Here is an 18543-nt window from a genome sequence, read left to right on the forward strand (position 1 = left end):
CCTGTGGCTAGGTTAGCGTTCGGGAAACATCCTACTTCACTTCTTCCAGCGCCTGATTCAACGGCACGTAAAACTCTTTGAACAGAGCGTCCACCGCGTCCTTCGCCTTAGGGGTGATAAACCCGGCTTCCAACACCAGCACCTGGTACACACCGCGCTTGATGGCCTCAGCGCTCAGGTGCGTGGACTTTTCATTGGTGGTGCACAGGAAGCGCACCCATGAGGTGAGGATGATCCAGGCGTTGAGGGTCAGGGCTTCGGTTTGTACCGGGTCCATGTTCAGGATGCCGGCATCGACAAAACCCTGATAGATGGCCGCACCCTGGATCAGGCAGCGCTGGGAAAACCGCCGGTAGCCGGTAGCCAGCTCCGGGTCGCTTTCCAGCAGGTGTTCGAGGTCACGGTGCAAAAAGCGGTAGCGCCACATGCCGGCGAGCACCGCCTGCAGGTAGAAGCGCTTGTCTTCCACGGTCACCGCACGGCCCTGGGGCGGGCGCAGGAAACTGTCCACCAACGCTTCGTACTCACGAAACAGCACCGCGATAATCGCCTGCTTGTTGGGGAAGTGGTAGTACAAGTTGCCCGGGGAAATTTCCATATGGGCAGCGATATGGTTGGTGCTGACACTGCGCTCGCCCTGCTGGTTAAACAGCTCCAGGCTGGTTTGCACAATGCGCTCGCTGGTCTTTACTCGTGGTGCCATGGGAAATCAACTTCTAGACCCGTGATGGCGGCATCTTACGGACTATCCTTGCCCGGATAAATCGGCACGTATGTGCAATGTTATTTGACAATTTAGAGCAATGACTCTAATAAATGAAGCATTCCAATAACAATCGGGAACTTCGCCATGTCTGCCAACGTTGCCTACCTGCAAGATTCCCAGGCGCTGGACCAACTCCAGGACCTGTTCGACGCTCAACGCCGGGCCTACGCGGCCAACCCGATGCCGCCCGCCGCCCAGCGTCAGCAATGGCTCAAGGCCTTGCGCGACCTGCTGAGCGATGAGCGCAAGGCGCTGATCAACGCCATCAGCAGTGATTTCAGCCATCGTAGCGCCGACGAAACCCTGTTCGCCGAATTGATGCCCAGCCTGCATGGCATTCACTACGCCAGCAAACACCTCAAAGGCTGGATGAAACCTTCCCGACGCGCTGTAGGCATCGCCTTCCAGCCCGCGTCGGCCAAGGTTATCTATCAACCGCTGGGCGTGGTCGGGGTGATCGTGCCCTGGAACTACCCGTTGTACCTGGCCATCGGCCCTTTGGTAGGCGCCCTGGCAGCCGGCAACCGGGTGATGCTCAAGCTCAGCGAATCCACCCCCGCCACCGGCCAGTTGCTCAAGGCGCTGCTGGCGAAGATCTTCCCCGAAGACCTCGTGTGCGTAGTGCTCGGCGAAGCGGAAGTCGGCATGGCGTTTTCCAAGTTGCGCTTCGATCACCTGCTGTTCACCGGCGCCACCAGCATCGGCAAGCACGTGATGCGCGCGGCGGCCGAACACCTGACACCGGTCACCCTGGAACTGGGTGGCAAGTCACCGGCGATTGTTTCCGCCGACGTACCACTCAAGGACGCCGCCGAACGCATCGCCTTCGGCAAGGCGCTGAATGCCGGGCAAACCTGCGTGGCGCCGGACTACGTGCTGGTGCCGGAAGACCGTGTGGACGGTTTCGTCGAGGCCTACAGCAAGGCGGTTCGCGGGTTCTATCCGACTCTAGCCGACAACCCGGACTACACCGCGATCATCAACGAACGACAACTGGCCCGGCTCAACGGCTACGTGAAAGACGCCACTGACAAGGGCGCCACCTTGGTCCCACTGTATGACCAAGGCCAGGACCGGCGCATGGCCCACAGCCTGCTGCTGAATGTCAGCGACGACATGACGGTGATGCAGGACGAGATCTTCGGCCCGGTGCTGCCGATCGTGCCGTATCGCGGCCTCGACCAGGCCTTCGCCTACATCAATCAGCGCCCTCGCCCACTGGCGCTGTATTACTTCGGCTACAACAAGGCCGAACAGAACCGCGTACTGCACGAGACCCATTCCGGCGGCGTGTGCCTGAACGACACCTTGCTGCATGTGGCCCAGGACGACATGCCCTTCGGCGGCATCGGCCCGTCGGGCATGGGCCATTACCACGGCCATGAAGGTTTCCTGACATTCAGCAAGGCCAAGGGCGTGCTGATCAAGCAACGCCTGAACGCCGCCAAGCTGATTTACCCGCCCTACGGCAAATCCATCCAGAAGTTGATCCAGAAGCTGTTCGTCCGCTAACAAACCCATCACCGGGATAACAATAAGAATGAACCCTAGCCTGACTGAATCACCCGCGCTGTCACGGCGCGGCGTCTTGAAACTCGGCCTGTGCGCCAGCGCCTTCCTGGCCACAGCCGGGCTTGGCGCCAGCCTCAGCGGCTGCTCCAGCAGCACCCCGGCCAGCGGCTTTGCGATGTTGCGCAGCAGTGACCTGCCGTTTTTGCGGGCAGTGATTCCGGTGCTGCTGGAGGGCGTGGCCAGCGCCGAGGTGGTGGTGGCCGGCATCGACGACACCCTGAAAAAACTCGATTTCAGCCTGCAACACCTCTCGCCCGAGATGTTCAAGCTGACCCAGCAACTGTTCGACGTACTGGGCATGGCGGTCACCCGTGGACCGCTGACCGGTGTGTGGGGCAGTTGGGAAAACGCCAGCGCCGAGCAGATCCGCAACTTCCTGCACCGCTGGGAAAACAGCTACCTGAACCTGCTGCGCATGGGCCAGGGCTCGTTGCTCAAACTGGTGATCATGGCCTGGTATTTCCGCCCCGAGTCCTGGGCGCATTGCGGCTATCCCGGCCCACCGAAAATCTGATTCGCATCCCGATAAAAACAAGAGACGACCCTGATGCCCGTACCTGATCTGTTCCGCGATGGCATGGCCCGCGGCTGGAAAACCCACAATGGCGCCGCCCTCGACCAGGACCTGACCCTGGAAGCTGACGTCGCAATCATCGGCAGCGGCGCCGGCGGCGGCACCACCGCCGAAATCCTCAGCGCAGCCGGCTACAAGGTACTGTTGATTGAAGAGGGGCCGCTGAAAACCAGCAACGACTTCAAGCTGCTGGAAGACGAGGCCTACGCCAGCCTGTATCAGGAAGGCATCGGGCGCATGAGCAAGGACGGCGCCATCACCATCCTGCAGGGGCGCGCGGTCGGCGGTACCACGCTGATCAACTGGACCTCCAGTTTCCGCACCCCGGACCCGACCCTCGCCCACTGGGCCAGCGAATATGCGGTCAAGGGCCACAGCAGCGCCGAGATGGCGCCCTGGTTCGAAAAAATGGAGCAGCGCCTGGGCATCGCGCCCTGGGCGATGCCGCCGAACGCCAACAATGACGTGATCCGCAAAGGCTGCGAAAAACTCGGCTACAGCTGGCACGTGATCCCGCGCAACGTGCGCGGCTGTTTCAACCTGGGATATTGCGGCATGGGCTGCCCGGTCAATGCCAAGCAATCGATGCTGGTGACGACCATTCCGTCCACCCTGGAGAAAGGCGGCGAGTTGCTGTACCTGGCCCGCGCCGAACGCCTGAAGTTCAGCGGCGACACCATCACCAGCCTCGAATGCGTGGCCATGGATCAGTATTGCGTGGCTCCCACAGGCCGCAAAATCACGGTCAAAGCCAAGCACTACGTACTGGCCGGCGGCGGCATCAACAGCCCGGCGCTGCTGCTCCGTTCCGATGCGCCCGACCCCCACTCGCGCCTGGGCAAGCGGACCTTTCTGCATCTGGTGAATTTTTCCGCCGGGCTGTTCGACGAGGTGATCAACCCGTTCTACGGGGCGCCGCAGTCGATCTATTCCGACCACTTCCAATGGCAGGACGGCACCACCGGCAAAATGTCCTACAAGCTCGAAGTGCCGCCACTGCATCCGGGACTCGCCAGTACCTTGCTTGGCGGCTACGGCACGCAGAACGCGCTGGATATGGGCCAACTGCCCAAGACCCACGCAATGCTTGCCCTGTTGCGCGACGGTTTCCACCCCGACAGCCCGGGCGGCACAGTCGAATTGCGCGGCGATGGCACCCCGGTGCTCGATTATCAGGTCTCGCCCTACGCCTGGGATGGCCTGCGCCGGGCGTTCCACAGCATGGCGGAGATTCAGTTCGCCGGCGGCGCCAAGTCGGTGATGCCGCTGCACGGGGATGCGCGCTACGTGAACACATTGGCCGAAGCCCGCAGCATGATTGACGGTTTGAACCTTGAATTGCATCGCACGCGGCTCGGCAGCGCGCATGTGATGGGCGGTTGCGCCATGGGTGAAGAACCGAAAAATGCGGTGGCCGACAGTCTTGGGCGCCATCATCAACTGCGCAACTTATCGATCCACGATGGCTCGCTATTCCCCACCAGCATTGGGGCTAACCCGCAGTTATCGGTCTACGGATTGACCGCGCAACTGGCGACAGCATTGGCCGAACGTCTGAAAACGGCCTGAAAAAACCGGGTATTCGCGGTGTCTATAGTGCTTTCTTCTGAATAAGTCGACTTGGCCCACCGGTAATGCTGCGATACCATCCGGTTCCCCAACGGACTCCGCCAGGACGACGCGATGAACCGAGTGTTGTACCCAGGTACCTTCGACCCAATCACCAAGGGCCATGGCGATCTGGTCGAACGCGCCTCGCGCTTGTTCGACCATGTGATTATCGCGGTCGCTGCCAGCCCCAAGAAAAACCCGCTGTTTCCCCTGGAGCAGCGCGTGGAGCTGGCCCGTGAGGTCACCAAACATCTGCCCAACGTTGAAGTGGTCGGCTTCTCGACGCTGCTGGCGCACTTTGCCAAGGAACAGAACGCCAATGTCTTCCTGCGCGGCCTGCGGGCGGTGTCGGACTTCGAATACGAGTTCCAGCTGGCCAACATGAACCGCCAACTGGCGCCGGACGTGGAAAGCCTGTTTCTTACGCCGTCGGAGCGTTATTCGTTCATTTCCTCGACATTGGTTCGAGAAATCGCGGCGTTGGGCGGGGATATCACCAAGTTTGTGCACCCGGCTGTGGCGGATGCGCTGACGCTGCGCTTCAAGAAGTAAGACCGCTCAATCGGCGCCCGCTCGCACTGCGGGCGCCAATGCGGCACAATTGCGCGCATTAGTTTTCAGATGCCTTGGCTGACAGCCCTGGCAGGAGTTTCCATGTCCCTGATCATCACCGACGATTGCATCAACTGCGACGTCTGCGAACCCGAGTGCCCGAACGCTGCCATTTCTCAGGGTGAGGAGATCTACGTGATCGACCCCAACCTGTGCACCCAGTGTGTGGGCCACTACGACGAACCTCAGTGCCAGCAGGTCTGCCCGGTGGATTGCATTCCGCTGGACGAGGCTCATCCGGAGACGGAAGAGCAACTGATGGAGAAGTACCGGTTGATTACCGGCAAGGCCTAAGTCCCTTGGCGATTCGTTAGGTCCCTTCGCGAGCAAGCCCGCTCCCATATTCGACTGCATTCCAAAGGTGGAACTCGGTCGAATGTGGGAGCGGGCTTGCTCGCGAAGAGGCCATCAGCAGCACCACAAATTGTCAGCTCTGACACTTCGGGCAAAACACACTCGCCCGCTGGCCCAGCATCACGTTGCGCAACTCAGCCCCACAGACCTTGCACGCCTCGCTACCACGGCCATAAACGAACAATTCCTGCTGGAAATACCCCGGCTGCCCGTCGCCGCCGATAAAGTCCCGCAGCGTGGTGCCGCCGCGCTCGATGGCCGCCGCCAGGATGCGTTTGATCTCGATCGCCAGCTTCAGGTAACGCCCACGGGAAATGCCCTTGGCTTCCCGACGCGGATCAATCCCGGCGGCAAACAGCGCCTCCGTCGCGTAGATATTGCCCACCCCCACCACCACCGCGTTATCCATGATGAACGGCTTCACCGCCATCGAGCGTCCACGGGACAGCTGGAATAGCCGCTCGCCGTCAAACAGGTCGGTCAACGGCTCCGGCCCCAGGCGGATCAGCAGTTCATGGTTCAGTGGGTCGAGGCTCCAGAGCATCGCGCCAAAGCGTCGCGGGTCGGTGTAGCGCAGGGCCAGGCCCGACTCCAGCTCGATATCCACATGTTCATGCTTGGCCGCCGGGCTGCCGGCTTCTACCAGGCGCAGGTTGCCCGACATGCCCAGATGGCTGATCAAGGTGCCGACTTCGGCATTGATCAACAGGTACTTGGCCCGCCGTTCCACCAGCACGATCCGTTGCCCGGACAGCCGCACATCCAGGTCTTCCGGGATCGGCCAGCGCAGACGCCGCTCACGCACCACCACACGGCTGACCCGCTGGCCTTCCAGATGCGGCGCAATTCCGCGCCGGGTGGTTTCGACTTCCGGTAACTCGGGCATGTTTACCTCATGGAGAAAGGGTTAGTGCGCGCCCAGCTCGCGGATCGACAACTTCAAACTCTCGAAGTCGTAGTCCGACAGGCCGATATGGTCCAGCACCAGCGGGCCGATGGCACTCCACTCATGGTCATCCACCTGGTTGCCCAGCACGCGGTACGACGCACAAATGTGCTCGGCCATTTTCAGGATCGCCAGCAGGTTTTTCAGCTGCGGCTTGTGGTTGGACTCGTCGCTGAAAATCGCCAGGGCATTGTGGTGATTGGCGATGGCGTCGGTCACATGCTCCGGCAGGCGCCAGGATTTGGCGGTGTAGTAGCCCACCACGGCATGGTTGGTGTTGAACGCCTGGTTCTCGGTGTCGACCACACGGCATTCCGGGCCGGCGTTGGCATAGGCCTCCTCCAGCACGCTCATGTAGTTCGGGAAACGCTTGAGCATCAGCGGCACGCCGCAATCGTGGAACAGCCCCAACGCGTAGGCTTCATCGACCGCCTGGCTGCCGGTGCGCTTGGCCAGGGCCAGGCAGGTCATGGCCACATCCTGGGCCGTGTCCCAGAAACGGTTGAGGGTGACGATGGTGTCGTCGCTCATCTCGCCCTTGATCGACTGCGCGTTGATCAGGTTGACGATGGAGCGGCTGCCCAGCAGGTTCACCGCGCGCTGGATCGAGACAATCTTGTTGCTCAGCCCGTAATACGGCGAGTTGACGATCTTCAGCAGCGAGCCGGAAAGGCCCGGGTCCTGGGCGATCAGCCGGGCGATCACTTCCAGATCCGGATCGGGCATGTACTGCTCCATCTGCAAATCCACCATGATTTGCGGTTGAGGCGGCACGCTGATGCCTTGGAGGCTCTGTTGGATCTGTTCGGCGGATAGCTCTTGGGACATAGGGGGCACACTCTGGACTAGGCGGCGATTCTAACCTTTATGGCAACCGGGCTGACACCTCAAAAACCCGAACTGAAACCGGATCGAATGTGGGAGCTGGCTTGCCTGCGAAGCAGACGGCTTGGTCTTTCAGATAACCGAGGTGATGCTATCGCAGGCAAGCCAGCTCCCACAGGGATATCACAACCCACATGCCCGGCGGCGCGGCCAAGTACTGCACAACACGGTATACTCCCGCTCTTTTTTCCGGAGCGACGTCATGTCCCTGCCAAGCCTGCGTCTCAAAGCCAACGCCGATCGTCGTTTGCGCAACGGCCACCTGTGGGTCTACAGCAACGAAATCGATGTGGCCGCCACACCTCTTCACGGCTTCCAGGCAGGCGACCAGGCGATCCTGGAAGCAGCCGGCGGCAAGACCCTCGGCATCGTGGCCATGAGCCCGAACAACCTGATCTGCGCCCGCCTGCTGTCCCGCGACATCAAGCTGCCACTGGACAAGTCGCTGCTGGTGCACCGCATCAACGTGGCCCTGTCCCTGCGTGACCGCCTGTTCGACAAGCCGTTCTACCGCCTGGTGTACGGCGATTCCGACCTGTTGCCAGGCCTGGTGGTCGACCGTTTCGGCGACATCCTGGTGGTGCAGATCGCTTCGGCGACCATGGAAGCCCACAAGGAAGACGTGATCGCTGCACTGACCCAAGTGCTCAAGCCAAGCGGCATCCTGTTCAAGAACGACTCCGCCGCGCGTGATGCCGAAGGCCTCAACCGCTACGTCGAAACCGTATTCGGCCTGGTGCCGGAGTGGGTTGCCCTGGAAGAAAACGGCGTGAAGTTCGAAGCGCCGGTGATCCAGGGTCAGAAGACCGGCTGGTTCTACGACCACCGCATGAACCGCGCTCGCCTGGCTCCGTATGCCAAAGGCAAACGCGTACTCGACCTGTACAGCTACATCGGCGGCTGGGGCGTGCAAGCGGCCGCCTTCGGCGCCAGTGAAGTGTTCTGTGTCGACGCCTCCGCCTTCGCCCTCGACGGCGTGGAGCGCAACGCGGCACTGAACGGCGTTGCCGAGAAGATGACCTGCATCGAAGGCGACGTGTTCGAAGCCCTCAAAGAGCTGAAAGCCAGCGAAGAGCGTTTCGACGTGATCGTGGCCGACCCGCCGGCCTTCATCAAGCGCAAGAAAGACATGAAAAACGGCGAAGGCGCCTACCGCCGCCTGAACGAGCAAGCCATGCGCCTGCTCAGCAAGGACGGCATCCTGGTCAGCGCTTCTTGCTCGATGCACTTGCCGGAAGATGACCTGCAAAACATCCTGCTGACCAGCGCCCGTCACCTGGACCGCAATATCCAGATGCTGGAACGCGGCGGCCAGGGCCCGGACCACCCGGTGCACCCGGCGATTGCCGAGACTCGGTATATCAAGAGCATTACGTGCCGGTTGTTGCCGAATAGCTAAGTTTTTCCCGCGATGCTGCCCGACTGGCTCCGGGCAGCATCAATTCACAAAGCCGCCCCTTCAAATAAAAGCAAACTTTTTCATTTTTTGTACAAAGTCAAAAACCATATATAGCTTCATCGTTACAGCAAAAATATACTACAACGCCAGCAGAATCCTCCTACGCCTCCTGACTAGATAAATCTAAAACCAGCGCCTAGCCTAGTTTCTGTCACAATCATTTTGTGTGACAGCCATTTAACTTAATGAAATGGAGAGCTGATATGAATGCAATCTTTCTTGAGTCAAAAGCACTGGCAGCATTCGCATTGATTGGAATGCCTAAATAAGTCGTTAATGACAAGCTGGGTTGTACGCCAACCCAGCCCTAAGAATGGGAAGAAAACAATGCAAATAAATCCCAACTTATTTTTCTTAACCAAATCACAACATCTGATTATCTGGAACTACAAAACTCATGAGCAATTTGAATTAGATCGCGCGCACTCGCAGCGACTGCTAGAGCTAATATACGACCTTTCGCTTTATAATCCTGAGTTTGAGATCGACTCGACGTTCACTCACCATGCAATTATTCAACAAGGTGCGCCAACGTTAGATAACCAGTGGGGATGGGATGATTTGTCGAGGATATTCCACATCGGTACAAAAGACTTATCAGACGCTGATCAACCTACAGACGGCGTCAGTTGGGCAGCTCATTATTTGGCCCACTGCCAGGGCGTAATGCGCAAGAGTCCTCCTGATTCGAATCGGTTCGCCCATCTCCAATCAGAAGACTTTATCAGTCTACCGCAACCCTCACCAAACGAATCGCTCAGAACATACCCGTTACTGCAACACACGTTAATTAAGCGAAAAACCTGCCGCACCTATTTAAACAAAAGCATTTCTTTAGAAGACCTAAGTACGCTGCTCTACCTGTCTCTAGGGCACTTAAAAGAACGCCTGCAAGACACCTCACATTTAACGCCCCCCTCTTTCCGCGCTAGACGAAGCAGCCCGTCAGGTGGTGGATTAAGCTCCAGCGAAGGTTATGTGTATGCGCACAACATAAGAGGCGTAAATCCCGGATTTTATTATTACCACCCGGAGTTACACGCACTCAGGCTGATTCGTCGAATACAAGAGCCTCTTGGAAATTACCTTAACGGCCAGCACTTCATCGACAATCTTCCCTTTGGTATTTTCATTACATCACGATTCGACAAACTGTGGTGGAAGTACCCACACTCCAGAGCCTACCGAGTTGCCCTGATAGAAGCCGGACACATCTCACAAACAGCTCAGCTCATTTCAACCGCCATGGGGCTTAACACTTGGATTTCCTCCGCTCTCAACGACACCAAGATCGAGAAAGCCCTTGGCATACAGGACCTTAAAGAGCAGTTGGTACTTTTCGTAGGCGCCGGTTACAGCGACGGTCATGTTTTCAGCGATGAATTCGAAAAGCTTTTGAGGACTGATTGAGGCCTTGGCGATGCAGCCTTTTACAGCATGCCTTTGGAAGAGAATGACTCCACCTTTATTGATTGAATTCTCGCCACCCAAGGCTAATATCGGTTTTTGGCACCCCACCGGAAATAAAAACAATGTCTGAGTCTTCCTGCTCGCCCTTACTCGGCAGCGAGATAAAACGCCACCAACTCTCACGCTTCATCCTCATCACCTGCATTTCGCTGATCAGCTTTTTCCCGATCAATATCCTGCTGCCCTCATTCCCGGCCCTCGCCGCCCGATTCGACATGCCCAGCGCAGATGTCGCGCTGTCCATCAGCCTGTTCACGTTGGTTTTTTCGATTTCCCAACTGGTCGCCGGCCCGCTGTCGGATAAATGGGGCCGCAAGGAAGTCCTGCTCGGTTGCATCACGCTGTCGATCCTGGGTGCGATAGGTTGCGCATTATCGACGGACTACCTGAGCTTCCTGCTGTTTCGCTCGGTCCAGGCCATGGGTTGCGGCTTCTTCGTACTGGGCCACGCGTTAGTGGAGGACCTGTTCGAAGAACAGGATCGAGCCCGTGTTCGCCTCTACTACATGACCCTGAGCGGCTCGTTCGTCGCCTTGTCACCGCTGATCGGCTCCTGGTTGCAAACCACCTTCGACTGGCAAGGTAGTTTCTATGGGTTCGCACTGATGGCGTCGGGCATGTTGATCCATGCGTTCTGCATACTGCCCTCCAAGTCCGCCAGCCCGCACCGCACGCAGGTGTCGATCATCGGTACGCTGAAAGATGTCGCAACCAATCGCGACTTCCTGCGTTACTGGTGGATCGCCGCGTTGGTGTTCGCCTGCTACTTCGCCTTGATCAGCGTGACACCGTTGATTTTCATGGACTCGCTGAAACTCTCCGAATACCAGTACGCACTGGTACTCATGGTGTATGGCGTGGCCTATCTGCTCGGTGGCTTGGCGGCGTCGTATCTTCAAAAACGCATCTCGCTGTCCCGGCAAATCAACATCGGCCTTGGATTGCTGCTTGTCGCAGGCGGGCTTCTGATGCTGATCGTCGGTCTTGGAGCTATCACCACCATCACCCTGCTGATCCCGATGCTGATCAGCGCCCTGGCCGTGACCCTGGTACGCCCTGCCGCGATTTCCGCGGCCATGTTGCTGTTCTCCAGCAGCGCCGGCACCGCCGCTTCGGCCGGCAACAGCATCATGTTCATCACCGCCGCCGTCAGCAGCGCCGCCCTCGCCCAAGCGGGAGCCAACCTGCTGCTGACCATCGCCATCAGCTTCATCGTGTTCAGCGTTTGGGGCGTGGTGACGAACGCTCGGGTCGGCCGCTGACAGTGAAATTTGCGCCCCCACACGTCTCGTAAGCGCTATCTACACGCTGGCGGCCATTCCCTCCGGCCGCCAGCGGTGTAGAATCGGACCTATTCATCGCCAGTCATCCCCCGGCGGGTTTATGAGCTCGAGGCCCAAGCAAGCGGCGATCCCGCGACGCGAGTGGCAACTTCCGGACACACGGCCATTTTCTGAGTGTTCCAGACGTCAATAGAAGCTCACTCCCCTTAGTCCCTGATTAGCCGCCCGGAGTGCTCCAATGCCCGATTACCGCTCGAAAACATCCACCCACGGCCGCAACATGGCCGGCGCCCGCGCACTGTGGCGCGCCACGGGGATGAAAGATGACGACTTCAAAAAGCCGATCATCGCGATTGCCAACTCGTTTACTCAGTTCGTACCCGGCCATGTCCACCTCAAGGACCTGGGCCAACTGGTCGCCCGCGAGATCGAACGCGCCGGCGGTGTAGCGAAAGAATTCAACACCATCGCCGTGGATGACGGCATCGCCATGGGCCATGACGGCATGCTGTATTCCCTGCCGAGCCGCGAGATCATCGCCGACTCCGTGGAATACATGGTCAACGCCCACTGCGCCGACGCCATCGTGTGCATCTCCAACTGCGACAAGATCACCCCCGGCATGCTGATGGCCTCCCTGCGCCTGAACATCCCGGTGATCTTCGTCTCCGGCGGCCCGATGGAAGCCGGCAAGACCAAGCTCGCCTCCCACGGCCTCGACCTGGTGGACGCCATGGTCATCGCCGCCGATTCCAGCGCTTCTGACGAGAAGGTTGCGGAATACGAGCGTAGCGCCTGCCCTACCTGCGGTTCGTGCTCCGGCATGTTCACCGCCAACTCGATGAACTGCCTGGTGGAAGCCCTGGGCCTGGCGTTGCCAGGCAACGGCTCGACACTGGCCACCCACAGCGACCGCGAGCAACTGTTCCTGCAAGCAGGCCGCACCATCGTCGAGCTGTGCAAGCGCTACTACACCGAGAACGATGAGTCGGTGTTACCGCGCAACATCGCCAACTTCAAGGCGTTCGAAAACGCCATGACCCTGGACATCGCCATGGGCGGTTCCACCAACACCATCTTGCACTTGCTGGCCGCCGCGCAAGAAGCCGAGATCGACTTCGACCTGCGGGACATCGACCGCCTGTCGCGCCACGTGCCGCAACTGTGCAAAGTCGCACCAAACATCCAGAAGTACCACATGGAAGACGTGCACCGCGCCGGCGGGATCTTCTCGATCCTCGGTTCGTTGGCCCGTGGCGGCTTGCTGCACACCGACCTGCCGACCGTGCACAGCAAATCCCTGGCCGAAGGCATCGCCAAGTGGGACATCACCCAGACCACCGACGAAGCCGTGCATCACTTCTTCAAGGCAGGCCCGGCCGGCATCCCTACGCAAACCGCGTTCAGCCAGTCGACCCGTTGGGAAACCCTCGACGACGACCGTGAAAACGGCTGCATCCGCAGTGTTGAGCATGCCTATTCGAAAGAAGGCGGCCTGGCCGTGCTGTACGGCAACATCGCGCTGGATGGCTGCGTGGTGAAAACTGCCGGTGTGGACGAGTCGATCCACGTGTTCGAAGGCCGCGCCAAGATCTACGAAAGCCAGGACAGCTCGGTACGCGGCATCCTCGCTGACGAAGTGAAGGAAGGCGACATCGTCATCATCCGTTACGAAGGCCCGAAAGGCGGCCCGGGCATGCAAGAGATGCTCTACCCGACGTCGTACCTGAAATCCAAAGGCCTGGGCAAAGCCTGCGCCTTGCTCACCGACGGCCGCTTCTCCGGCGGTACCTCGGGCCTGTCCATCGGCCATGCTTCTCCGGAAGCCGCTGCGGGCGGCGCCATCGGCCTGGTGCAGGATGGCGACAAGGTGCTGATCGACATTCCGAACCGCTCGATCAACCTGTTGATCAGCGACGAAGAACTGGCGGCACGCCGCATCGAGCAGGACAAGAAAGGCTGGAAGCCGGTAGAGAAGCGTCCGCGCAAAGTCACTACCGCGTTGAAGGCTTACGCCCTGCTGGCCACCAGTGCCGACAAGGGTGCTGTGCGTAACAAGGCGATGCTCGACGGGCTGTAAGCCTCGCCCATAAAAATGCCCCGCCAGGTGCGTAATGCTGTTCACTTAAGCGGAGCAGCCTTACGGTCTACTGGAAATCGGGTTTTTGAGATCTTCACCGTCCTTGGCCTCGAAGGCCTTGGACGGTGATCCAGAAACAATCCTCCGATACCTGCCCTTAACTCTGCCAATCGTCTCCCTGTCGCTGAAATCGGGTTGGCCGCAGCCATCACAATCAATTGCACCGCGATGTACTGACAAGCCGGTTTGAAACGGATGTCCGAGGGCGCTCGGCCAAACGCCACCGCTGCCTGACTGGCTTCCCGACGAATTACGTTGTAAGCCAGCAAAAGTCCCCACACCTCCTGATAAATCAGCTCGACTTTTTTGCTGCGCAAGGTCATAGCGTTCTGTTGCATCGAACTCTTGATGTCCCTGAAGCCCAGCTCGATCTCCCAGCGTTCCTGATAAAGCTTGGCAACGGCCTTGGTGTTGTAGGTCTCGGCCGGCAAGGACGTCATGACGGTCTTCACTTTGCCTTGCATTTCATAGCTGACTTCACGTACCTCCCAGTGCGATGGAAGGACCGGATTTCGCTTTCTGGCCTGCGGTGAGACTTTCATGCGCACCAAACGGTCATGCATGCTGTAACGGGCCACTTCCTCACAGACCAGTCCTTTTTTTGCCGGGATCAACCAATGACGGTGGGTGCCCGAACGGCTCAAACTCGACAGTAGCTCGGCGCCCCAGAACCCTTTGTCGAACAGCGTCACTGAGTGGTCGGGAATCTGCTGCAAAAACTCGTCGGCCAAGCGCATTTCACTGCGTCGGTAAGGGCTCAATTGAGCATCCAGGATCACATGCGAACGCACATTCATCAGCGCCACCAGGCGCAGCATGGGAAACGGTGTCTGGCGCTCACTCGGGGTGTTTCCCGATCCAAAGTGATCTCGCAGCTCGGGCGTATCCGGAGTGCGTAAAAGTGCACCGTCCACCGCGAATACCTGCAGGTCGTGCCAGGCATCATCGTCGTAGCGCTCCGCCCCCCATTGAGTACCGGTCTTGCGAAACAGCCACTCAACAGGATCGGCACCGAGCCGCTTTCGCGCCTCGGTCACACCGCTGCGGGCCAACAAGTGGTCAGAAGCCAGGCCTTGGGCGCAGATGTTCAAACGTCTGGCCACTTCGTGAACCGGCTCATCTCGAAATAGCGCCATCCCCAGTACCAACCAAAGCACTTGATCAGCGGGCAGGCGACGCCGGCGAATGGTGGCCTGACTGGAAAGATCCAGCGCAGACGCTACCCACTCAATGGGAATATTTTGGGTAAAGGTGCTCAGGTCGCAGAAGTTGAAAAGGTCGCCGAGGTCAAGCAGGTCCTGTTGAACAGACATAAAAAATCCGATGCCAGAGGTCTGGTATCGGATTTTCTAGGAAGCCCGGCGTGGGCTCAAATGCTTAAGTGAACAGCATTACGCCAGGTGCGGGGCATTTTTTTGTCTGGAGAAAATCCCCAGAACGCAGGAGATCAAAAAATGTGGGAGCTGGCTTGCCTGCGATAGCAATCTGTCAGTTGATACATCTGCCGACAGACACACCGCCATCGCAGGCAAGCCAGCTCCCACACTGATCGCGGGTTTACTGGATCTCGTCCGGCTTGACGATCACCCAGTTTTTATCCGCCGTCACCGGCAACCCTTCCTTGGCCTGGGCCGCTGCGTGCTTGGCCATCATGCCGTTGAGCTGGGTCATGTATTTGTCTTTACGGTTGACCCACAGGTGGATGCCGCCCTTGGCCACGTCCACGTCATGAAACAGCATGTAGCCGTCACTGGTTGGCGTGTCGCCACCGACGATCACCGGTTTTTTCCACTCGTCGATGTAGGTCAGGATCGCCGCGTGCTTGCCGGCCATCCAAGTGGCAGGGGTCCACAGGTACGGGGTCAGTTCCAGGCCAAGGTTGGCCTTCTCGTCATACTTGCCGGCGGCGATCTGTTTGCGGGCAGTGGTCAGCTCGCCGGTCTTGCGGTCCTTGAGCAAGGTGCTCACGCCGATGACGTTCTCGGGTTTGACGTTGTAGCCGTACTTCGGATCGGCCGCGACCATGCGTACCAGTTCCTCGGACGCGGCGGTCATCACGTAGACCTCAATGCCGTTTTCCATCAGCTTGTTGAACAGCTCAGCCTGGCCGGTGAAGACTTTCGGCGGCTGCACTTCCATATTCTTGACCACGTCACCTTCGTAGTAGGTGACCGGCACCGGCTTGCCCGACGCCATCATCTCGTCGACGTAGCCCTTGAGTTCCTTGAGGGTGAAGCCGGAGAAAATCTGCGCGACCCACGGGTAGCAGACCATGTCGTCGACTTCGCAGAGGCGGTAGTAGTAACTGAACAGGCTTTCCTTGTGGTCAGCGGTGTCTTTGAACGGGATCAGCTTCAGGGAAGGGTCCATGGTGTCGCGGGTGATCAGGCCCTTGTTTTCCAGGTACGGCAGCAACGACTCTTCAAGGTCGTAGCGGTAACTGGTGTTGTCCATATCGAACACCGCGAAGTTGCCCTTGTTGGCATTGGCGGCAATCATCATGTCCAGTTGCTTGGCGGCGGCCGCCGGCCAGTGTTTCAACTCGGTGGCGGCAAAGGCCTGGCTCGCGAGGCCCAGGCACAGCGCGGCGGCAAACAGTTTCGGCGCTAGCTTCATGTGCGTTTTCTCCCTGAGTGAAAGACATCGACGCTAACAAATCTGTGTGACAGTTATCGCCCGAGCGCGACCGCTTTCGTCGTGATCGCGCCAATGCCATACGCCTGGGCGCCATCCGCTTATTCCAAAAACGACAGTCACCATGCGATAACGTTATTAAATCAATATATTTCAAGCTGTTAGGCTTGCCGGTTCGCAATCGCAGGCTCCTGCGATTGGCTGCCTTCTCAACGGAGCTTCAATGAATCTGCCCCTGATTCTCAACTTACTGGTGTTCGTGGTCCTGTTGCTGGGCCTGGCACAAACCCGCCGAACCAACTGGAGCCTCGCCAAGAAGGTGTTGTTTGCGTTGGTCCTCAGCGTGATCTTCGGTGTGGTGCTGCACGCGATCTACGGTGCCGGCAACCCGGTGCTCAAGGCCTCGATCGGCTGGTTCGACCTGGTCGGCAACGGTTACGTGCAGTTGCTGCAAATGATCGTGATCCCGCTGGTGTTTGCCTCGATCCTCAGCGCCGTGGCCCGCCTGCATAACGCCTCGTCCCTGGGCAAGATCAGCTTCCTGACCATCGGCACGCTGCTGTTCACCACGGCGATCGCGGCGCTGATCGGTATCGGCCTGACCAACCTGTTCGGCCTCACCGCCGAAGGCCTGGTGGCCGGCACCCAGGAAATGGCACGCCTGCAAGTGATCCAGAGTGACTACGCAGGCAAGGTCGCCGACCTGAATATCCCGCAACTGCTGCTGTCGTTCATCCCGCAGAACCCGTTCGCCGACCTGGCTCGGGCCAAGCCGACGTCGATTATCAGCGTGGTGATCTTCGCTGCATTCCTTGGGGTTGCCGCGCTGCAACTGCTCAAGGATGACGTGGAAAAAGGCCAGAAAGTCCTCAACGCCATCGACACCCTGCAAGCCTGGGTGATGCGCCTGGTGCGCCTGGTGATGAAGCTGACCCCGTACGGCGTATTGGCCCTGATGACCAAAGTGGTCGCCAGCTCCAACCTGCAAGACATCATCAAGCTCGGCAGTTTTGTGGTGGTGTCGTACCTGGCCCTGGGCCTGATGTTTGTGGTGCATGGCCTGCTGCTGTCCCTGGCCGGGATCAACCCGCTGCGGTTCTTCCGCAAGGTCTGGCCGGTGCTGACGTTTGCCTTCACCAGCCGCTCCAGCGCCGCCAGCATCCCGCTGAGCATTGAAGCGCAGACCCGTCGCCTGGGGATTCCGCAGTCCATCGCCGGCTTTGCCGCCTCGTTTGGCGCAACGATTGGCCAGAACGGTTGTGCGGGTCTTTACCCGGCGATGCTGGCGGTGATGGTTGCACCGACAGTGGGCATCAACCCACTGGACCCGCTGTGGATCGCAACACTGGTGGCGATTGTGACCTTGAGTTCGGCCGGTGTGGCGGGCGTGGGCGGCGGTGCGACATTTGCCGCGCTGATCGTGCTACCGGCGATGGGCTTGCCGGTGTCACTGGTGGCGCTGCTGATTTCGGTTGAGCCGCTGATCGACATGGGCCGTACGGCGTTGAACGTGAACGGTTCGATGACGGCGGGGGCGATTACCAGCCAGATCATGCAGCAGACGGATAAAGAGCTGTTGAATGCGGATGAGCATGCGGAACTGGCGCAGGCCTGACAGACCGCTATCGCAGGCAAGCCAGCTCCCACATTGAACCGGTTTTTTCAGTAATACTCGGTCAACTGTGGGAGCTGGCTTGCCTGCGATGCTCTTAGGCTTTTTCCCAGACTTCGAAGTTATACGCCGGCTTGTCCCCCTCAGCCGCATTCTCGACATTCGACACCAGCTTCCACTGGTTCAAATCAAACTCGGGAAACCACGCATCCCCGTCCGGGCTCAACGCCACCCGCGTCAAATACAGGCGATCCGCCTGCGCCAGCCCCTGGACATACAACTGCGCGCCGCCGATCAGCATCAGCTCATCCACGCCCTGCGCCTTGGCCCACTCCTCAGCCCGCTCCACTGCTGTGTCGAGGGACGGAAAAACTTCCGCACCTTCCAGCGCCAGATCGGTCTGACGGCTGACCACAATGTTCAAGCGGCCCGGCAACGGTCGACCCAGGGAATCCCAGGTCTTGCGTCCCATGATGATCGGCTTGCCCAAGGTGGTGGCCTTGAAATATTTGAAATCCCCCGGCAAATGCCAGGGCATGCTGTTGTCGACGCCGATCACACGGTTTTCACCGAGGGCTGCGATCAGGCTTAAAGGGAGAGTTTTTTTCATGGCGACGAGAATACC

General features: G+C 59.1%; 16 protein-coding genes. 10 read left to right on the forward strand and 6 right to left on the reverse strand.

The window, feature by feature from the left end:
- Positions 1 to 31: 31 nt before the first annotated feature.
- Positions 32 to 703 (reverse strand): TetR/AcrR family transcriptional regulator, encoded by a 672-nt coding sequence (locus JFU58_RS22375; protein ID WP_003213791.1) that lies wholly within the window; start codon positions 701 to 703, stop codon positions 32 to 34.
- A 147-nt stretch (positions 704 to 850) separates the two neighbouring features.
- Here JFU58_RS22375 and JFU58_RS22380 point away from each other — a divergent pair, with 147 nt between their 5' ends.
- The 5 genes from JFU58_RS22380 to JFU58_RS22400 all read left to right on the forward strand — a co-directional run bounded on the left by JFU58_RS22380 (position 851) and on the right by JFU58_RS22400 (position 5429).
- Positions 851 to 2278 (forward strand): coniferyl aldehyde dehydrogenase, encoded by a 1428-nt coding sequence (locus JFU58_RS22380; protein WP_063026482.1) that lies wholly within the window; start codon positions 851 to 853, stop codon positions 2276 to 2278.
- 28 nt (positions 2279 to 2306) lie between these two features.
- Entirely contained in the window at positions 2307 to 2852 is a 546-nt protein-coding gene (locus JFU58_RS22385; protein WP_063026481.1) for a hypothetical protein, read from the forward strand.
- A 33-nt stretch (positions 2853 to 2885) separates the two neighbouring features.
- Positions 2886 to 4481, forward strand: coding sequence for a GMC family oxidoreductase (locus tag JFU58_RS22390; RefSeq protein ID WP_003213795.1), 1596 nt, complete (start codon positions 2886 to 2888; stop codon positions 4479 to 4481).
- Between the two features lie 114 nt (positions 4482 to 4595).
- Entirely contained in the window at positions 4596 to 5075 is a 480-nt protein-coding gene (gene coaD, locus JFU58_RS22395) for a pantetheine-phosphate adenylyltransferase (RefSeq protein WP_003176711.1), read from the forward strand.
- Between the two features lie 102 nt (positions 5076 to 5177).
- Positions 5178 to 5429 (forward strand): YfhL family 4Fe-4S dicluster ferredoxin, encoded by a 252-nt coding sequence (locus JFU58_RS22400; RefSeq protein WP_003213796.1) that lies wholly within the window; start codon positions 5178 to 5180, stop codon positions 5427 to 5429.
- Between the two features lie 133 nt (positions 5430 to 5562).
- Here the strand turns inward: JFU58_RS22400 and mutM are convergent, their stop codons facing one another.
- The gene (gene mutM, locus JFU58_RS22405; protein WP_201142333.1) at positions 5563 to 6375 is read right to left on the reverse strand and encodes a bifunctional DNA-formamidopyrimidine glycosylase/DNA-(apurinic or apyrimidinic site) lyase; all 813 of its coding nucleotides are present in this window, start codon (positions 6373 to 6375) and stop codon (positions 5563 to 5565) included.
- 21 nt (positions 6376 to 6396) lie between these two features.
- The gene (locus tag JFU58_RS22410) at positions 6397 to 7209 is read right to left on the reverse strand and encodes an HDOD domain-containing protein (protein WP_172834596.1); all 813 of its coding nucleotides are present in this window, start codon (positions 7207 to 7209) and stop codon (positions 6397 to 6399) included.
- 313 nt (positions 7210 to 7522) lie between these two features.
- On the opposite strand from JFU58_RS22410, the gene JFU58_RS22415 reads away from it, so the two are divergent.
- The 4 genes from JFU58_RS22415 (at position 7523) to ilvD (ending at position 13612) form a co-directional block, all read left to right on the forward strand.
- The gene (locus JFU58_RS22415) at positions 7523 to 8719 is read left to right on the forward strand and encodes a class I SAM-dependent rRNA methyltransferase (protein ID WP_003213799.1); all 1197 of its coding nucleotides are present in this window, start codon (positions 7523 to 7525) and stop codon (positions 8717 to 8719) included.
- 387 nt (positions 8720 to 9106) lie between these two features.
- Entirely contained in the window at positions 9107 to 10189 is a 1083-nt protein-coding gene (locus JFU58_RS22420) for a SagB/ThcOx family dehydrogenase (RefSeq protein WP_201142335.1), read from the forward strand.
- 122 nt (positions 10190 to 10311) lie between these two features.
- Positions 10312 to 11511: an MFS transporter gene (locus JFU58_RS22425; RefSeq protein WP_201142337.1), complete on the forward strand. Its 1200-nt coding sequence runs from the start codon at positions 10312 to 10314 to the stop codon at positions 11509 to 11511.
- Positions 11512 to 11770: 259 nt separating this feature from the next.
- Entirely contained in the window at positions 11771 to 13612 is a 1842-nt protein-coding gene (gene ilvD, locus JFU58_RS22430) for a dihydroxy-acid dehydratase (RefSeq protein WP_063026475.1), read from the forward strand.
- A gap of 41 nt (positions 13613 to 13653) precedes the next feature.
- On the opposite strand, the gene JFU58_RS22435 is transcribed toward ilvD, so the two are convergent.
- Together JFU58_RS22435 and JFU58_RS22440 are read right to left on the reverse strand one after the other, a co-directional pair.
- Positions 13654 to 14985: an IS4 family transposase gene (locus JFU58_RS22435; RefSeq protein ID WP_201139679.1), complete on the reverse strand. Its 1332-nt coding sequence runs from the start codon at positions 14983 to 14985 to the stop codon at positions 13654 to 13656.
- Between the two features lie 244 nt (positions 14986 to 15229).
- Positions 15230 to 16288 carry a phosphorylcholine phosphatase gene (locus JFU58_RS22440; RefSeq protein WP_063026473.1) on the reverse strand — a complete coding sequence of 353 codons (1059 nt, stop codon included), beginning with the start codon at positions 16286 to 16288 and terminating at the stop codon, positions 15230 to 15232.
- 241 nt (positions 16289 to 16529) lie between these two features.
- On the opposite strand from JFU58_RS22440, the gene JFU58_RS22445 reads away from it, so the two are divergent.
- Positions 16530 to 17921 (forward strand): L-cystine transporter, encoded by a 1392-nt coding sequence (locus tag JFU58_RS22445; protein WP_201142339.1) that lies wholly within the window; start codon positions 16530 to 16532, stop codon positions 17919 to 17921.
- A 94-nt stretch (positions 17922 to 18015) separates the two neighbouring features.
- On the opposite strand, the gene JFU58_RS22450 is transcribed toward JFU58_RS22445, so the two are convergent.
- Positions 18016 to 18528 (reverse strand): dihydrofolate reductase, encoded by a 513-nt coding sequence (locus tag JFU58_RS22450; RefSeq protein WP_201142341.1) that lies wholly within the window; start codon positions 18526 to 18528, stop codon positions 18016 to 18018.
- Between the last annotated feature and the right edge of the window lie 15 nt (positions 18529 to 18543).

Origin of the sequence: Pseudomonas sp. TH34 (genome assembly GCF_016650865.1) — a bacterium.
Classification (GTDB): Bacteria; Pseudomonadota; Gammaproteobacteria; order Pseudomonadales; family Pseudomonadaceae; genus Aquipseudomonas; species Aquipseudomonas yamanorum.